14 protein-coding genes are annotated in these 17091 nt (G+C 37.3%); 6 read left to right on the top strand and 8 right to left on the bottom strand.

The genetic code is table 11. The features are described from left to right. Nucleotides 1–25 precede the first annotated feature (25 nt). Nucleotides 26–730: a UMP kinase gene (pyrH, locus tag ABWO41_RS06520; protein WP_353135260.1), complete on the top strand. Its 705-nt coding sequence runs from the start codon at nt 26–28 to the stop codon at nt 728–730. Between the two features lie 23 nt (nt 731–753). After that, a complete protein-coding gene (gene frr / locus ABWO41_RS06515) occupies nt 754–1317 on the top strand; it encodes a ribosome recycling factor (RefSeq protein ID WP_353135257.1) in 564 nt (187 codons plus the stop codon). Nucleotides 1318–1513: 196 nt separating this feature from the next. Here the strand turns inward: frr and ald are convergent, their stop codons facing one another. Next, entirely contained in the window at nt 1514–2629 is a 1116-nt protein-coding gene (gene ald, locus ABWO41_RS06510) for an alanine dehydrogenase (RefSeq protein WP_353135254.1), read from the bottom strand. Between the two features lie 180 nt (nt 2630–2809). Here ald and ABWO41_RS06505 point away from each other — a divergent pair, with 180 nt between their 5' ends. Then, the gene (locus ABWO41_RS06505; RefSeq protein ID WP_353135251.1) at nt 2810–3271 is read left to right on the top strand and encodes an Lrp/AsnC family transcriptional regulator; all 462 of its coding nucleotides are present in this window, start codon (nt 2810–2812) and stop codon (nt 3269–3271) included. 199 nt (nt 3272–3470) lie between these two features. Then, nucleotides 3471–3908, top strand: a complete 438-nt coding sequence (locus ABWO41_RS06500; RefSeq protein ID WP_353135248.1) for a DUF4258 domain-containing protein — start codon at nt 3471–3473, stop codon at nt 3906–3908. Nucleotides 3909–3960: 52 nt separating this feature from the next. Here ABWO41_RS06500 and ABWO41_RS06495 read toward each other — a convergent pair whose 3' ends face one another. From ABWO41_RS06495 to ABWO41_RS06465, 7 genes are all read right to left on the bottom strand, one after another. Further along, nucleotides 3961–7131 carry an efflux RND transporter permease subunit gene (locus ABWO41_RS06495; protein ID WP_353135245.1) on the bottom strand — a complete coding sequence of 1057 codons (3171 nt, stop codon included), beginning with the start codon at nt 7129–7131 and terminating at the stop codon, nt 3961–3963. A 33-nt stretch (nt 7132–7164) separates the two neighbouring features. Beyond that, nucleotides 7165–8277, bottom strand: a complete 1113-nt coding sequence (locus tag ABWO41_RS06490; RefSeq protein ID WP_353135242.1) for an efflux RND transporter periplasmic adaptor subunit — start codon at nt 8275–8277, stop codon at nt 7165–7167. Nucleotides 8278–8316: 39 nt separating this feature from the next. Next, entirely contained in the window at nt 8317–9645 is a 1329-nt protein-coding gene (locus tag ABWO41_RS06485) for a TolC family protein (protein ID WP_353135239.1), read from the bottom strand. Between the two features lie 8 nt (nt 9646–9653). Then, nucleotides 9654–10211, bottom strand: coding sequence for a TetR/AcrR family transcriptional regulator (locus tag ABWO41_RS06480; RefSeq protein ID WP_353135236.1), 558 nt, complete (start codon nt 10209–10211; stop codon nt 9654–9656). 243 nt (nt 10212–10454) lie between these two features. Continuing rightward, nucleotides 10455–11330: an HAD-IIA family hydrolase gene (locus ABWO41_RS06475; protein ID WP_353135233.1), complete on the bottom strand. Its 876-nt coding sequence runs from the start codon at nt 11328–11330 to the stop codon at nt 10455–10457. A gap of 80 nt (nt 11331–11410) precedes the next feature. Further along, entirely contained in the window at nt 11411–12880 is a 1470-nt protein-coding gene (locus tag ABWO41_RS06470; protein WP_353135230.1) for an MFS transporter, read from the bottom strand. 113 nt (nt 12881–12993) lie between these two features. Next, on the bottom strand, nt 12994–14352 hold the full coding sequence (locus tag ABWO41_RS06465) for a sn-glycerol-1-phosphate dehydrogenase (protein ID WP_353135227.1): 1359 nt from the start codon (nt 14350–14352) through the stop codon (nt 12994–12996). A gap of 417 nt (nt 14353–14769) precedes the next feature. On the opposite strand from ABWO41_RS06465, the gene ABWO41_RS06460 reads away from it, so the two are divergent. Together ABWO41_RS06460 and ABWO41_RS06455 are read left to right on the top strand one after the other, a co-directional pair. Continuing rightward, entirely contained in the window at nt 14770–15540 is a 771-nt protein-coding gene (locus tag ABWO41_RS06460) for a DeoR/GlpR family DNA-binding transcription regulator (RefSeq protein WP_353135224.1), read from the top strand. 246 nt (nt 15541–15786) lie between these two features. Beyond that, nucleotides 15787–16977 (top strand): hypothetical protein, encoded by a 1191-nt coding sequence (locus tag ABWO41_RS06455; RefSeq protein ID WP_353135221.1) that lies wholly within the window; start codon nt 15787–15789, stop codon nt 16975–16977. Nucleotides 16978–17091: the final 114 nt, after the last annotated feature.

The following is a 17091-nucleotide window of genomic DNA, read 5'->3' as shown; positions in this document are numbered from 1 at the left end:
TATTTTTGCCAAAATCACCCTTTTGATGAAGTACAAAAGAATTCTACTGAAATTAAGCGGCGAATCTTTAATGGGTTCGCAACAATATGGTATAGATAATGCCCGCGTTTTGCAATATGCAAAAGAAATAAAAGCCGTTAAAGAGAAAGGTGTTGAAGTTGCCGTTGTTATTGGCGGAGGTAATATCTTTAGAGGTTTAAGTGCAGAAAAATCCGGAATGGATAGAGCTCAGGCAGACTATATGGGAATGCTTGCTACTGTTATTAACTCTATGGCTCTGCAAAATGCTTTGGAAACTATTGGAGTGTACACCAGACTTCAGTCTGCCATCAAAATGGAACAGATATGCGAACCTTATGTAAGAAGGAGAGCCATCAGGCATTTAGAAAAAGGCAGAGTAGTTATTTTTGGTGCCGGTACAGGTAATCCTTATTTCACTACAGATTCTGCTGCAGCATTAAGAGCGATTGAAATTAAAGCAGACGTTGTCTTAAAAGGAACCCGGGTAGATGGTATTTATACTGCCGATCCTGAAAAAGATCCCTCGGCAACAAAATTCGATTCTTTAAGCTTTCAGGAAGTTTATGCTAAGGATCTTAGTGTAATGGACATGACGGCCTTTACTTTATGCGATGAGAACAACCTTCCAATTATCGTTTTCGATATGGATAAAGGAGGAAATTTAATGAAGCTTATTGATGGCGAAAATATTGGTACATTAGTAAAATAATTAAGCTCAAATACTAAAACAAGATGAACGAATTCATTAAGTTAGAATTGGAAGAAGCTAAAGCTACTATGCAAAAAGCTATCAGTCACACTGATAACGAATTAATGAAAATTAGAGCAGGTAAAGCTTCTCCTTCAATGTTAGATGGAGTTCTGGTAGAATATTATGGTTCTCCTACACCACTTGCTCAGGTCGCAAATATCAATACTCCAGACGCCAGAACAATTGTGGTGCAACCCTGGGAAAAATCTATGATTGGCCCCATTGAAAAAGGAATTCTAAATTCTAACTGTGGATTAAACCCTCAAAACGACGGTTCTGTAGTTAGACTTAATGTTCCCCCTTTAACAGAAGAAAGAAGAAGACAGCTGGTAAAACAGGCTAAAGAAGAAGCAGAAGCTGGAAAAATCAGCATAAGAAATATTCGAAAGAACACTAACGAAAGTATTAAAAAACTAAAAAGCGAAGGTGTTTCTGAAGATGAAATAAAAGTAGGTGAAGCAGAGGTTCAAAAAATAACCGACTCTTTTATTGCTAAGATTGATGTCTTGATTGAAGCGAAAGAGAAAGACATTATGACTGTATAAATTACACTTAAGATCAAAGTACAGCAGATAGGCTGTCTCAAAAACAAAAAAGCTCCTTCATCCGACCTTTAGAAGAGAAATCTCTCGCCTGAATACTTATGACGGAGGTCCTTTTGACAAGGAGGACAGATATTTTTTGAGACAGCCTCTTTATTTAATTCGAGCAATCAGGATCGCTCAGAAAGATTTTTAATTTTTAGTTGGTACTTTGTAAACACCCCTCATACTCTAAACCAAAGGCATCAGCAACTGCTTTATACACGACTTTTCCTCTCACAATATTCAATCCTTTACATAAATCATTCTTTTCTTTACAGGCAGTCTCCCAGCCCTTATCAGCAAGTATTAAAGCATAAGGAAGTGTAGCATTAACTAAGGCCAGCGTCGAAGTATAGGGAACAGCTCCGGGCATATTAGCAACACAATAATGTACTATATCGTCAATAATAAAAGTTGGATTTTCGTGTGTTGTGGGTGTACATGTTTCAATACATCCTCCCTGATCTACGGCAACATCTACCAATACTGTTCCCGGGCGCATTGTTTTTAACATATCTCTGGTGATCAGATGCGGAGCTTTTGCCCCTGGAATCAGCACCGCTCCAATAATCAAATCAGCAGTTTTAATAGCTTGTCTTATATTATGTTCGCTGGACATTACTGTATCTACATTTGCCGGCATGATTTCCTCAAGATGTCGTAAACGAGGCAGATTAATATCCATTAACGTTACGCTGGCGCCTAAACCCGCCGCCATTTTAGCAGCTTGCATACCTACAATTCCTCCACCTAATACCAGCACATTTGCCGGTTTTACACCAGGTACCCCGCCTAAAAGCACTCCTCTTCCACCAGTTGGCTTTCCAAGATATTTTGCGCCTTCCTGTACCGCCATTTTTCCTGCCACTTCAGACATAGGTATAAGCAAAGGCAAACTTCTGTCTGCACTCTCTACTGTTTCATAAGCGATACAAATTGCTTTACTTGCAATCATTGCTTTTGTTAATTCTTCGGATGCCGCAAAGTGAAAATAAGTAAACAACACCTGATTTTCTTTGATTAACGGATATTCAGCAGCAATAGGTTCTTTTACTTTAAGTATTAACTCTGCAATAGCATAAATTGCTTCAATATCTGGAAGTATCCTGGCTCCGGCCTCTTTATATTCTTCATCTGTAAAACCACTTCCCAAGCCAGCTTGTGCCTGTACATAAACCTGATGCCCTTGTTTAACAAAAGCGACGACACCTGCGGGAGTTATTGCCACCCTATTTTCATTATTCTTAATTTCTTTCGGGATACCTATTATCATTTTATTTGGTATACATTGGTTAACTGTATATATCAAATTTATAGTCTCAGATTTTTTTTTTGAAATTTTATAAAAAAAAAGAAATTTCATTAAATTTATGAGACATATAACAGAAAATAATTCTATATCTAACCAATACAGAAAATATCATACAGTATTTTTTTCTTCTTATAATGATTTATGCTAGATAAAACAGACATAAAAATCCTGAGTTTATTACAGGAAAATTCTCAGCTGACATTCAAAGAAATTTCACAGAAGATAAATCTTTCTATAACACCAATACATGATAGAGTTAAGCGTCTTGAAAAAGAAGGTGTTATTGCCCGATATGTAACTCTTCTTGACAAAAAGAAAATTGGAGCTTCGCTCACAGTCTATTGCAACATTACTTTAGACAAACAAACCAAGGATAATTTTTCTGAATTTGAAGAGGGAATATTGAAATTTCCTGAGGTAATTGAATGTAATATCGTTTCAGGTGGATTTGATTACCTGTTAAAAATTATAACCAAAGACATGGAGAGTTATAATACCTTCTATCAACAGAAACTTTCGGTTATGCAAAGTATTGCTCGTATACACAGCTTTTTTGTTATGTCTGAAATTAAAGATACTACTGTCTTACCTATTTTTGAGTAAAGTTATTGCTCTTCTTACTACTTAAAATCTTTAAGCTACCCGATTTACTTTGGTGTTAGGCCAAGAGTCAGACTATTAAAAACATCCACCACCCTCTCATGAAATATTATTTTTATCTGGTAGAACAAAAGTGGCTATTGGGATTGTTACAAACAAGCATTAAAGGAAATTATTCTATTTTTGAAATTTAATATCAAAGATGGATAAAGAAATCTTAAAAAGATCGTTGTTAAAATTTGCTGCTGTATTGCTGATTATTTATGTGGGTATAAAGTTCTATGACAAACCGACAGCAAACAAAGCCATTAGCACTCCCTTTCCTATTGTAGTAAATAAAGAACCCGTATCTGCTCCGAACAGGTTCCCTAAAAAAGTTATATTCTCTAAACACGCCAGATGCAGAATGGACTGTAGAAAGATAGACTCTGTAGAAGTAGACGAAATTTTAAGAGCCGGAAAAATTAATTTTAAAAAGTCGGATACAACAACGACCGAGATTTGTAAAAAAAGATATGCTATAGAGGGAATCACACATGACAACCAACAGGTTAGAATTATTATTGCTCCCTGTAAAGAGAAACTAACTGTCATTACAGTTATCGATCTGGATACCGACTGGGAATGTAGCTGTAAATAAAAAGCCTGCTAAAAAATAAATTCAGCAGGCCTTCATTTATTTGCTTGTTTAATTAATGTGCACTTAAATTCTTAGCTTTCTCAGGATCGAAATTAGCTTCCAATTCAGCCAGTTTTTTCTTTCCATAAGCCAATCTGGTAATCACCACAAACAATACCGGTACGATAAAAATAGCCAGTAAAGTTGCAGCCATCATCCCACCAAACACTGTCCAGCCAATCGTTTGTCGGGCAAAAGCCCCTGCTCCGGTTGAGATCATTAACGGAATAATACCAAGAATAAACGCAAATGACGTCATAATAATAGGCCTTAAACGAAGCTTAACCGCTTCTAAAGTCGCTTCATATAATGGCATTCCTACATCAACACGCTCTTTGGCAAACTCTACTATCAAAATGGCATTTTTTGCGGCCAATCCAATGATAGTTACTAAACCAATCTGGGCAAAGATGTTATTATCTATACTTGGAATTAAAATCAATGTTAAAATTGCTCCAAAAACACCAAGTGGTACAGATAAGAGAATAGAAAATGGTACAGACCAGCTTTCGTATAATGATGCCAATAACAGGAATACAAAGATAATACACAATGTAAAAATAATCAGTGTCATATTACCAGATTGTTTCTCCTGCAAACTCACACCAGAAAAATCGTAACTATATCCTGCAGGCAAAACCTCGGCAGCAACTTCTTCCAGTGCTTTTAAAGCATCTCCGGAACTGTATCCTGGCGCTGCCTGCCCGCTTACCTCAATCGCCCTAAAAATATTAAAGTGGTTAACAATAGAAGGATTCTTAACCATTTCATAAGAAACCAGCGAACTTAATGGGACAGATGCTCCTCTTACATTCTTTACATAAAGTTTACCAATATCCTCTATCTGCATACGATATGTTGTATCGGCCTGACTTACTACACGGAAATTTCTGCCATATTTCGTAAAGTCGTTGATATAACTACTACCTAAATAAGACGAAATCACACTATAGATAGCGGAAACCGGAACTCCCATCCTTTTTGCCTGTTCTCTGTCTACCTTCAATTTATAGTTTGGCGAGTTGGTATTGAATAACGTGTATGCCATCGCTATTTCCGGACGCTGATTTGCAGCCATTAAGAATTTACCTGTTACTGCCTCGAATTCTTTAATATCTACAGAGCGCTGATCTTGCACCTGCATAGAGAAACCTCCAGAGAATCCTAAACCAGGAATTGCAGGTGGTGTAACAGCAATAAGACTCGCTTTTTCGTAACCACGATATTTCCCCATAATCTCCCCCACAATCTGGGCCGCTGTCTTCTTCCGTTCGTTCCATTTTTTCAGGGAAACGAATAAACTGGCTCCATTAGGTTTGGCCGACCTATTTAAAATATTCATCCCTGAAATACTGGTTACATATTCGATTTCGGGGAACGATTTTCTAAGGTCATTTGTCACCTCTTCCAGAACAGCATCAGAACGAGCTGACGATGCTCCTTCAGGCAGGTTGATACCAACCATGAAAATACCACCGTCTTCGGTAGGGATAAATCCTGTTGGTTTTACTTTGAACATGTACCCGGTTCCAACAAAAATACATAACAAAATAATTAGTGCTAAAGGCGCTTTCTTTATACATTGTTTAACACCATTAGTGTAGTTATTTGTCACTTTGGCAAACCAAATATTAAATTTATAAAACAACTGATTTAAACCTTTGGAGTCCTTTGTAACTTCTGTTGGTTTTAACAACAAAGAACACAATGCCGGAGTAAGTGAAAGTGCTATAAATGCAGAAAGCATTACCGAAACGGCTATGGTTATCGCAAACTGCTGATATAATTGCCCTACCATTCCCGGAATAAAGCCTACGGGAACAAATACAGCAGCCAATATTAATGCAATGGCAATTACAGGTGCTGTAATGTCCTTCATTGCCCTTTCCGTGGCTTCTTTTGCGCTTATTTTATAATGATCTATATAGTGCTGGACTGCTTCCACTACCACAATAGCGTCATCTACAACAATACCAATAGCCAATACAAAAGCAAGCATGGTTAAGTTGTTAATAGAGAAACCAAATAGATTGAAAAATATGAACGTTCCTATAATAGATACCGGAATTGCCAAAACGGGAATCAAGGTTGCGCGCCAGTTTTGAAGGAAAATAAACACAACAACAGTTACCAGAATTAAAGCTTCGATTAGTGTATGAATTACCGAATCTATTGATGCATGTACCACAGAAACCGTCTCGTAACCTACTACATAATCAACATCTTTAGGAAACGCTTTTTTTAGTTCGCCCAGAGCTTTGTAAATTCCATCTGCTGTTTCTACGGCATTCCCTCCCGGAGTCTGGCTAATCATCATTCCCGTCGACTCCATTCCATTAACTTTAGTGGCAATGCTGTAATTGAACTGGCCAAGCTCTACTTTCGCAACATCTTTTAAAAGCACTATTGAACCGTCAGCACCAGTTTTTACAATAATATTCTCAAAGTCTTCAACAGAAGACAAGTCGCTGTCTGTAATTACAGGATACTCAAAAACCTGTGAAGTTTCTTGCGGACGACCACCCACACTACCTCCTGGCATCCTTGAATTTTGCTCCTGAATAGCGGCTGTTACATCTGCCGGCGATAAACCCAGATTAGCTAACTTATTTGCATCTAACCATACACGCATAGAAAATGGCTGTCCAAAAGCCATTACGTCTCCAACACCTTTCACACGCATTAAAGCATCTTTTACATATAAGTTTGCATAGTTAGAAAGAAATTTCGCATCTCTGGTTCCGTTAGGAGAAACTAAGGAAACCATCATCAAAATATCTGTATTTGCTTTACGTGTGGTTACTCCCAGTCTCCTGACCGCTTCTGGCAATTGTGGTTCTGCTATTCCAACACGGTTCTGAACATCCAGTGTTGCAATATCAATATCTGTTCCTACTTCGAAAGTTACTGTAATACGGGACCCACCGTCGGAAGTACTATTCGATTGCATGTAAATCATGCCCGGTGTACCATTAATCTGACTCTCTATCGGTGTAGTTACCGTTTGTTCTACTGTTTGCGCATCTGCACCTGTGTAAGTCGAACTTACCGTTACCGTGGGAGGTGCTATGTTTGGATATTGGCTGATTGGCAACGTATATATGGATATCAACCCTATAATGATAATCAATATAGAGATAACCATCGCTGTAACCGGCCTTTTTATAAATACTTTTGAAATCATTTTCTTGTTTTAATCATTACCAAGAAAGGAAGCTTAATTTGCTGCCTTTTGCTCTGTTACCTTTACACCTTCTTTAAGATTCATTATTCCCTCTGTCACCACTTTCTCTCCTTCTTTCAATCCATCCTTTATCACTACTTTATCATCAAACTTATGTCCTAAAGAAACATTACGTTGTTCTACCTTGCTACTGTCACCAATAACAAAAACATTATACACCCCTAACTGCTCCTGAACAGCTTTGTAAGGTATTACCATTTCCGGAGATGCAGATTTCTCCATTACTGTAATAGTGGCGTTCATTCCTGCTCTCAACTGATTACCCTGATTATTAAACTTTGCCCTTACTTTGATAGTATTTGTACCGGCATCTACCGCCCTGTCTATAGTTATAATCTGTCCTGATCCTTCAAAAAACTGACCATCAGATAACCTTAATCTCAATGCCGATTGATTTCCACTTTTCTGCAAATTCACAAATTGAGCAATATTACGCTCGGGAACCTGAAATTCTGCAGTTATTGGGTTAACTGTGGAAATTGTGTTTAATAAAGTTGTACCGGCAGAAACTAAAGCTCCATTTCTAACCTGGGAAATTCCTACTGTTCCCGAAAATGGCGCTCTGATAACAGAACGATTTAAATTTGTTACAGCAGTAGTTACTGCCGCTTTTGCAGCTAACACCTGTGCTTCCTGGTTATTCTGGTCTGTTTCTGCATAATCCAAAGTTTGTTTAGCAATAGCGTCCTGCTCTGCTAATTTCCTATAACGCTGAACGTCTTTTTTTACCCGGTCTAAATTAGCCTCTGCAATTTTCAAATTAGCTTTTGCCTGATCCGCAGCAGCTGCATAGCGAGTACCGTCTATTTCATAAAGTTTGTCTCCTTTATTTACAGTAGCACCATCTGTAATAAAGATATTGGTTATATATCCGCTCACTTCGGCTCTCAATTCTGTCTCATTAATAGGAACTACAACCGCCGGATAATTTTCCGAACCACTTACCTGCTCTCTGCTAACCTGTACGGCACTTACCGGAACAACCACTTCTCCCTGTTGCCCTTGTTGTGCACCTTTATTCTGACAGGACTGAAAAATTATTCCAGAACCAAGAAAGGCCAATGCTGTTAACTGTATTTTATTCATAACTGTCGATTTCAATTTCTTATTATTTTCTTAAATATTCTATTGTGGTATTACGGTTCCTAATGATTTCTGAACATCTAACTTGCTGGACAATACAGCATACAGATTGTTTAAATAATTCAATTGACTGGTTCTTAAATCAGTTTCTGCAGTCATCAAATCCAGATAAGTTTTTATACCCTCATCATATTGAAGCTTGATGGTATTATAAACCTCTTTAGAAAGCTCTACATTCTCTTTTGACACTTTCCAATCGTTTAAATTTGAAGAATAGGTTGCCATAGACAAACTATACTGGCTGTTGATTTGGTTTTCCAGATTTATAATATCCCAGTCCAAACGTTCTTCCTGCAATTTTGATTTCTGAATTTGCTGGAATCTTCTTGTTCCCTGAAAAATAGGCAACGATAATGTTAAGCCTGCCGCCGACCGGGGAAAACTTTGGTTATACAAGCTATTAAAAGATTGATTTCTATAATCCCAGGCATAATTATAATAAGCACTTAAGCTTGGCAAAAATGTCGATTTTTGATATTGAGTATTGATATTTTGCAAGCGCTTCGCTGTCAATAATTGCTGATACTCAATCCTGTTTTCATAAGACAGATTAGTAGTTGTATCCAACAGAATCTCACTCTCCATGTTTTTATCAGCGAAAGAAAGCGAAAGATTATCTGTAGCACCTAAACCTAAAAGTTGTTTTAAATATTCGTATTTATATTTTCTAAGTTCTATTGTTCTCTTCTCATCGGCTTTGGCATTGCTTAACCCTATTTGTGCCCGTTTAAAATCTGTCTTATCAACTAACCCTGTTTCATAGCGCACTTTTGCATCATTGTATTGTTTCTGTAAGCGAGCAATATTCTCCTGTATAATCTTAACTTGTTCTTCGCTGGTAAGAATATCATAATAGGCTTTACTTACATCTACAACAGCATTTATTTTAACATTCTCTGTGTTCTGAGCATTTTGTTGCCTGATATATTTTGATGCCTTGGACGCTTGGATAAGGGATGGATTCAGGAGTTGTTGATCGGCCTGCAATACCAAAGCACTGGTATTCTCCTGCCCCATCTGAAGATTTTGCCCATTAAAAAAAGTGGTAGGAATCTTAAAATTGTGTACATATGACCCGTTGGCTGAAATCTGTGGAAACCAGCCAGATAAGGCCGAAGCAATATCTTTTCTACCTATTTCTTCATCAATTTCTGCCTGTCTTACAGAAATTTTATTTTCTAGAGCATAACCTATCAATTGCTGCAAGGTTGCCTTTTCTGGCAGTTTCGGCCTGCCACTGTCTTGTGCATTCGCTTTTCCCAGCAACAAAGGCAAAAGCAGTAAGTTGGCTAATATGTGTCTGATCTTCATAATATAATTTATTTCTTTATACCATCCCAAATAATTTCGATGATATGTCTAAAGCTTTCCTGATTAAAACGGTGTAAACCATGCAAATGTCTCTTGACAGTGGAAACTGCCGTACCAATAAAAACAGTACTGATGATGTTTACATCAGCATTTCTAATAAAGCCCAGATCTATTCCTTCTTTTAAAAATCTAGAAACCGAATCTTCGCCGCACATTGTTTCCTCGATTAAAACTCTTTGCAGATAGGGCGAAGAATAAAACTGATCCATAAAACTTAAAGATTCCGGATGTTTAATATAAAACTCAACAAAGTTGAGCCAAATACTAAAGAACCTGGTCTTGAAATCGATATCAGGATGGTTGTCTTTGAATATATACTCGGTAATTAGTCCCCGGCAGTATTTGAATAGGGCCAATATCAATTCATCTTTAGATTCAAAGTGATGATATATGGTACCAATAGCTACACCCGACCTTTGTGCTATTTGACTCATTGGAGTCCCATGAAACCCATTCTGGTGAATAAGCAACAGAGTATGTTGAAAAATAGCTTCTTTTTTATCCATGCAATTGAGAATGAATGTTCATTCGGTTTGCAAAAGAAAGATTTTTATCCGGTTTAAATGTCACTTAACTTGAATATTACTGTTTATAGAGATCAATAATTACATTAAACTGATAATAATCTATAGAAGGCTTTATAAAGATTTACATTCTCCCGTGACAAATTTTTATGGGTATTCTTAAAAATAAAAAGCTTCCAAAAAGGAAGCTAAACCTGCTTTAAGCTAATATCATGGAAGCTAAAATTATAGTCTAATTTTTGCTTTGAGGAGCATTGCCTCTAACTCAGCCAAATTATTCGCTATAATATCCGGAACCGTTTCTGATTGATTGACTATATCCATCGTCGTTTCACCCGATAGCACTAATACACCTATTGCTCCTGCATTGTGAGCCATCTTCACATCTGTATATATCCTATCCCCTACCATTAAAACTTCTGATGGTTGTAACTCGTATCGCTTTAAAATACCCTGCAACATTCCAGGGTTAGGCTTTCCAATTACGACATCCGGGAATCTTCCGGTAGCATACTCTATACAGGTATAAATTGCACCACAATCAACCAGAATAACCTTTTTATCTGTAGGACAAACCCTATCCGGATTAGTAGCGATATAAGGTATTCTCTGAGAAACCCACCATGATGCTCTGCACAATCTGGAATAAGTAAGCGACATATCAAATGCCACCACTACAGCATCCGGAACATCGTTCTCATCATCAGCTGTGGAAATAAATCCAGCCTCTTCAAATTCACTTATCATGCTTGGCGTCCCTAACAAAAAGAGACGCTTTGCATTAGGCATGCTCGTTTTAATATACTCTATAGTGGCCTGAGCCGAGGTATACATTTCCTCTTTATCTGCCGTTATTCCCATTTTAGACAGGTGCAAAAGATAATCGGCTGTACTTTTAGATGGGTTATTGGTAAGAAAGGAATAGGAGATTCCCATTTCTTTTAAATTATGCAAAAAGGGAATAGTGAACGGAAATAATGTACTTCCATTATAAATTGTCCCGTCCATATCCAGGGCAATATGTTTAATATCCTTCAGGCAATTGTATAGTTTATCCGTTGTGTTTAATCTGCTACTATCAATATATCCGTATTCTTTCATTTTAATATTCTTTCTATTATTTACTCATCTAAGCTCTTCATCATCAGTATTCGTTAATCATCATTTATATTAAGCGTAGATTATGAATCGTAACCGTGTGCTTTAGCCTTCCACATCAGCGCAAAAATAAAAACACAGAGTACAGCCATACCAATCATCATCATAAAAACATAGTCCCAGGCTTTTCCCGGATTCACTTTATTAATAGCATCTACCATATAGCCAACACCCACACCAGAAACAAGACCGCTTGCATAACCAAACAAACCGGTAAGACCGTTTGCCGTAGCCGCAGCTCTATTGGTTGCCTGATTTGCGGCTGCTATACCAATAAGAGCTTGTGGTCCATATATAAAAAATCCGGCCATAGCCAAAACCAATATCATACCCCAAGAAGGTGTGTTATCCGGTAGGTATAAGAAAATCGTCATAAATACAGCCACACCTATCATGCAATATAAAGATGTACGGTGCGCTTTGCCTTCAAGATACTTATCTGTAACCCAACCTGCTGCCAGCATACCTACAATACCAAAAATTTCAAAAACAGCTACCGTCCAGCCTGCATTAGTTAATGTCATACCATGCGCTTCTTTTAAGAATGTTGGACCCCAGTCCAATACAGCAAAACGAACTACATATACAAAGAAATTAGCAATTCCAAGTATCCATATCCATTTATTACGATAAACCGCTTTTTGGACAAAAGCCTTAAATTCTGCAGAAGAATCCTTTCCCTTTTTATGTGTTTTATGTAATTCGGGCAAACCTACCGAAGAAGGTGTATCACGTAAACCTATGAACAGTCCTATCGATCCGATGAGTGCGATAGCTGCAGGTATCCAGAAACACCACTTCCAGGCTCCGTAATGAGATGCAGATTCAATAACACTTTTCATCTTTTCGGTATTCGCCGGATCCACTTTCAAATTAGCTGCTATTGCAGCAACTACCTCTGGATTATCGCTCATATTGGTCCCCAAAGAACCCATAATATAACCTGCAAGAATAGCAACCAATGCCGCTCCAATAGAATGTGAAGTATTCCAAATGGACATCTTTGTCGCCAACTCATTCTGAGGTATCCAATGGGTTAACAAACGCGCCACGGGAGGAAAGCCACTACCTTGAATAAGATTATTTACAATCAGAACGATACCAAATATCAGTACCATTGTATTCGTAAACATTGGTCCACTTGTTTCGCCTGTGATCAGCGCACTGAGATCAGTGCCCCAGCCAAAAGCAAAATTAGCTACCGCACACAGAAACAAACCAATTGACATATGATAGCGGGCATTCATTCTATCTGCTATCAGTCCGTTAAGAAATCGTGATAAACCATAAACGATAGTAACTAACGTCATGATAATCCCGAAGCTTGTTTTTGTTATCCCATACTCCGCTGTAAGTCCCGGAATAGCAAACGAGAAATTTTTACGCACAAAATAAAATAGGGCATAACCAATCATCGTTACCACAATGGTACGTGTTTGCCAATATTTAAACGTCTTAGGTATTTCGTTCGTTAAAACTGTTTCTTCTTTCATCGTCATTGGTTAGGTTAGTTTTGAAATTATATTATTGTGTGTAAGGAAGCAATATAAAAATTACTTTTATAGCTCTTCCATTTTTTCAATTAAAAGATTAATGATCAGATCTATTACGATAGAATTCTATATTCTTTCAATGCCCATACTCCCTCTTTTCCGAAGAGTTTATCTAAAAAGAGATCAAGCGTATTTGTCCGTACTAATAAATCCAATACTGTAAAACGACGACGAATATATTGTGCCCTTATAAAGGTATTTTTCAGATATTCCCTGGTAAGACCTATATGTTCTGGCTCATACGGAGCACCAACCATTTTCAACCGATTTTGTGCTTCTTTAAAAGGTACTAACTGCGTTTTGAGTTTTTGCTTAATCTCCACCCAGTTACTTTTTAATAACTCAAGTTGTTTCGCAAGCCCTAACGTATCAACATATTTGGCTTTGGTTTCCTGCGCTCCAATCTCCGGAAAGTCTGTGTCTTTAAACAAGATTCTGGATTCTCTTTCCAGCACTTCTTGTGAGGGCCAATTGGTGCAACATGCTTCAATATTTAACTGATCAAAGGGATATTTTAATATTTCTTCATACAATGCGCTAATAGCCAATGTACCAACTGCTACCTGAAAACCATGAGAAATATGCTCTCCATTATTCGTATGGTGCTCCATATTCCACAGATGACTAAACTGATGTTCTGCACCCGAAGCAGGTCGGCTGGATCTGGACCATTGCATAGCGAAACCTCCTAACATTAAACCGCTTATCAATTCGGTTACCGCTTGCGAATTTCCTTTACGTACGCCTTCAGGATCTGAAAGGGCATCGTGTAAACCGTCCTGTACGATACTCCATGCTTGCGGATCAATAGGTTCAACACCTAAACTATCAGCTAATATCCAATCGGCTCCAGCTGTAATCTTTGCAAATAAATCAGCATAGCCGGAAGCGGTCATCTCGGTTGGCGCATTACGTATAATTTCAATATCTGCCACGCAAACTTTAGGTGCGGGGCAATTGAATGTCTGTTTGGCACCATCAGCTGTAATAGAAGCTCCAAACGCTGTATAGCCATCCATAGATGCTGCTGTCGCTACGCACATATATTCTCTTCCATTTTGGTGGGCGGCCAGCTTTGTCAGATCGTTTATTGTTCCCGATCCTACTGCAATTGGTACTGCATTGTGCACAGACAAGGACGCAGCAAGCTGTTCTACAAAACTATATTCTGCATATAAATCGGGATCTTTAAAAATAAAAACCGGCTCTTGTTCCACTCCATTTTCAGCAAGCAAGTCGACTATTTGCTTACCTGCTATTTTATAAGTCGTTTCATCGGCAATTATAACGGCTTTATTATTGCGAAAATATTTCTTAAATAAATCAGGTACCTTGTCAAGGATATTACTTCCCACCAATAGGTCTTTTGTTTCTCTTGCTGCTTTCAATGCAACCTCTACTTTTGTCGACATAATTTTTTGCTATCTTACTTCTGTGTTCGCATTTAAATTGTCCAAACCTCAATCGACAAGTCTGACTTCCAGGAATATCTAGTTTCTCTATTTTTATAAATCAATTACTTTTCGCCTTTATCTTTTTTACTTGTTTTAGGTTACGCAGACATCAAGTTTTAGGATTTTTCAGTGTTTAAAAAAATAATTCTATTTGCTTTCCGAGCATAGCTCCTCTCGTTTTTCCTTCTTCTTACTAATTATTATGGTTCATAAGTCTATTTTAGCACAAGTGCATAAACAAAACTACGAAACAAAAAATAAAAACAAAACGAAAAATAAAAATGATAAAAAACGAAACAAATCACTAAATCAGACGATCGATCTTTTGAAATCCCTGATTATTTCTTTTATTTGTTAAAACTTACACTTGTCAGAATGATTTTAAGCATTGCAGAAAGACATAAATACATTTTAAATACACTACAAAAAGAAGGATTTGTAAGGGTTATAGATGTTGCAAAAAAACTGGACGTAACCACAGTAACTATACGAAAAGACTTAAAAACACTCGAAGAAAAGGGACTTTTATACCGTACTCATGGAAGCGCCAGCCCTATTAACCCACACGCATCCGACAGAAATGTAAAAGAAAAAGAAAAGGAAAGAATAAAAGAAAAGCAACTTATAGGGACCTCTGCATCTAAACTAATCGAAGATAACGACTCGATTATTATCAATTCCGGCTCAACTATCTGCGCTTTTGCAGAACAGATAGAACCTAAAGGGCGCCTCACCGTGGTAACCTCTTCTATAAAAGCCACTACAATACTCAGTGAAAATGAAGCAATTAACATTTCACAACTCGGAGGAACATTCAGAAGGAGCTCCATGTCTGTAATTGGAAGCTACACGCTCAGCTTTCTAGAAAACATCACTTGCTCTAAAGTTTTTTTGGGCGTAGATGGTGTAGATCTTGACTTCGGCGTAACAACCTCCAACATAGAAGAAGCCGAACTCAATAAGGCCATGATGAATATTTCCTTAAAAACAATAGTACTTTGTGATTCGTCCAAATTCGGCAGGAAAGGCTTCGGAAAGATATGTAATCTCGACAAAATAGACATTATTATCACCGACGAAGGCATATCTCCGTCCATACAGAAATTAATCGAAGAACAAGGTGTGGAAGTTATTATAGCAAAATAATTTCAGACATTCTACACTACCTACCAAAATAAACAAATAATCACTTCTTAATATTCAGGAAACACCCGATCCCTAAAATTGCAACAGAATGGATTAAAAAAGGAAATAGAAGCGCTCATTCGTATTTTTTTTAATCATTAAATACTTTCTATTTCATATTTCCATTTTTCGATTCACTTTTTTTTATTACTGATGTTTTATTAACTTGCAGTAAGAGATGACCGTATTTAAACAACAATCACACACATGAACTTCAAAAATTACCTGACAATACTTTTAACTCTTTTTATAACTTACTCAAGCAATGCTTCCCTAAACAAACAAAAGCCTGATGACAAAAAAACACGGGAGCTTATTAATAAACTACCCCGTCAAATTTACTGGGAAGAGGGAAAATTTCACGTACAGGGTGTTGTTGTTGATACGCAGCGTGGATACGTGTATTTCTCTTTTACAACAAGCTTAATCAAAACAAACCTGAAAGGGGAGATTATTGGTAGTGTGGACGGATTTGTTGGTCACTTAGGCTGTTTAGATGTCAATCCGGAAAACGGGCGTATTTATGCTTCGTTGGAATATAAAAATGACAAAATAGGTAAAGGGATTTTAAAAGGATTGGGAGACGATTCCAAACAGATCCAGCAAAGTTCTTTTCATATTGCGATTATTGATGGTGATAAAATTACCCGTCAAAACATGGATGCAGAAAAAGACAATATTGTCAACACTGTATATCTAAAAGAAGCTGTTGATGATTATAATGCAACTGTTACCAATAAAGGTAAACAAGTTGAGCATCGCTATGGTTGCAGTGGTATAGATGGTGTTGCCTTTGGTCCCCAATTTGGCAAGAAAAAAGACGGCAAACTCTTCTTAAATGTTGCCTATGGCGTATATGGAGAAAATTCTCGCAGCGATAATGATTATCAGGTTATATTACAATACGACCCAAACACACTTAAACAATATGAAAGGCCACTTTCTCAAAGCAACTTTAGTCTGGTTGGGCCAGAGAAGCCTTTAAACAAGTATTTTGTATACACGGGAAACACATCTTACGGCATACAAAATTTGGAATATGACAGTAATACAGGTTATTGGTTTTCAGCAGTATATAAAGGAAAAAAACCAGAATTCCCTAACTACAGCTTATTTGCAATAGATGGATCTAAAAAACCGATTCTGAAGGAATTAAAAGGTTTTGATGAGAAAGAAAAAGGACAAGTTTTACAATTGGCTAAAGCTGGTATACATGATGAAAAAAGTGGTGTATATGGTTGGGACTTTAAATGGGGTTCAACAGGTATTCACTCTTTAGGAAACGGATATTTTTATATCTCGCAAAACGGCATATCAAAAGATAAAAAACAATATTGTAAACTTCAATTGTACCGTTGGACCGGAGATTCATCGAATCCATTTGAAGAGGTAAAATAGGGATGGATTCGTATATCAATATATCGATAAGAAAACTTCTCATAAAGAGAAGCTTTCTTATTGTAGCCCCGAGCAGAATCGAACTGCTATCAAATGTTTAGGAAACATCTATTC

The organism is Pseudopedobacter sp., assembly GCF_040392825.1.
Classification (GTDB): Bacteria; Bacteroidota; Bacteroidia; order Sphingobacteriales; family Sphingobacteriaceae; genus Pseudopedobacter.
The sequence above is the reverse complement of the archived record's forward strand: the minus strand, read 5'-3'. Positions and strand labels throughout refer to the sequence as shown.

Excerpts from the sequence above, each read along its gene's own strand:
- ABWO41_RS06490 (WP_353135242.1), bottom strand. The coding sequence starts at position 8,277 with ATGAATAAAATACAGTTAACAGCATTGGCCTTTCTTGGTTCTGGAATA.
- ABWO41_RS06465 (WP_353135227.1), bottom strand. The coding sequence starts at position 14,352 with ATGTCGACAAAAGTAGAGGTTGCATTGAAAGCAGCAAGAGAAACAAAA.
- ABWO41_RS06485 (WP_353135239.1), bottom strand. The coding sequence starts at position 9,645 with ATGAAGATCAGACACATATTAGCCAACTTACTGCTTTTGCCTTTGTTG.
- ABWO41_RS06455 (WP_353135221.1), top strand. The coding sequence starts at position 15,787 with ATGAACTTCAAAAATTACCTGACAATACTTTTAACTCTTTTTATAACT.
- pyrH (WP_353135260.1), top strand. The coding sequence starts at position 26 with ATGAAGTACAAAAGAATTCTACTGAAATTAAGCGGCGAATCTTTAATG.
- ABWO41_RS06460 (WP_353135224.1), top strand. The coding sequence starts at position 14,770 with ATGATTTTAAGCATTGCAGAAAGACATAAATACATTTTAAATACACTA.
- ABWO41_RS06480 (WP_353135236.1), bottom strand. The coding sequence starts at position 10,211 with ATGGATAAAAAAGAAGCTATTTTTCAACATACTCTGTTGCTTATTCAC.
- ABWO41_RS06475 (WP_353135233.1), bottom strand. The coding sequence starts at position 11,330 with ATGAAAGAATACGGATATATTGATAGTAGCAGATTAAACACAACGGAT.
- ald (WP_353135254.1), bottom strand. The coding sequence starts at position 2,629 with ATGATAATAGGTATCCCGAAAGAAATTAAGAATAATGAAAATAGGGTG.
- ABWO41_RS06500 (WP_353135248.1), top strand. The coding sequence starts at position 3,471 with ATGGATAAAGAAATCTTAAAAAGATCGTTGTTAAAATTTGCTGCTGTA.
- ABWO41_RS06495 (WP_353135245.1), bottom strand. The coding sequence starts at position 7,131 with ATGATTTCAAAAGTATTTATAAAAAGGCCGGTTACAGCGATGGTTATC.
- ABWO41_RS06470 (WP_353135230.1), bottom strand. The coding sequence starts at position 12,880 with ATGAAAGAAGAAACAGTTTTAACGAACGAAATACCTAAGACGTTTAAA.
- frr (WP_353135257.1), top strand. The coding sequence starts at position 754 with ATGAACGAATTCATTAAGTTAGAATTGGAAGAAGCTAAAGCTACTATG.
- ABWO41_RS06505 (WP_353135251.1), top strand. The coding sequence starts at position 2,810 with ATGCTAGATAAAACAGACATAAAAATCCTGAGTTTATTACAGGAAAAT.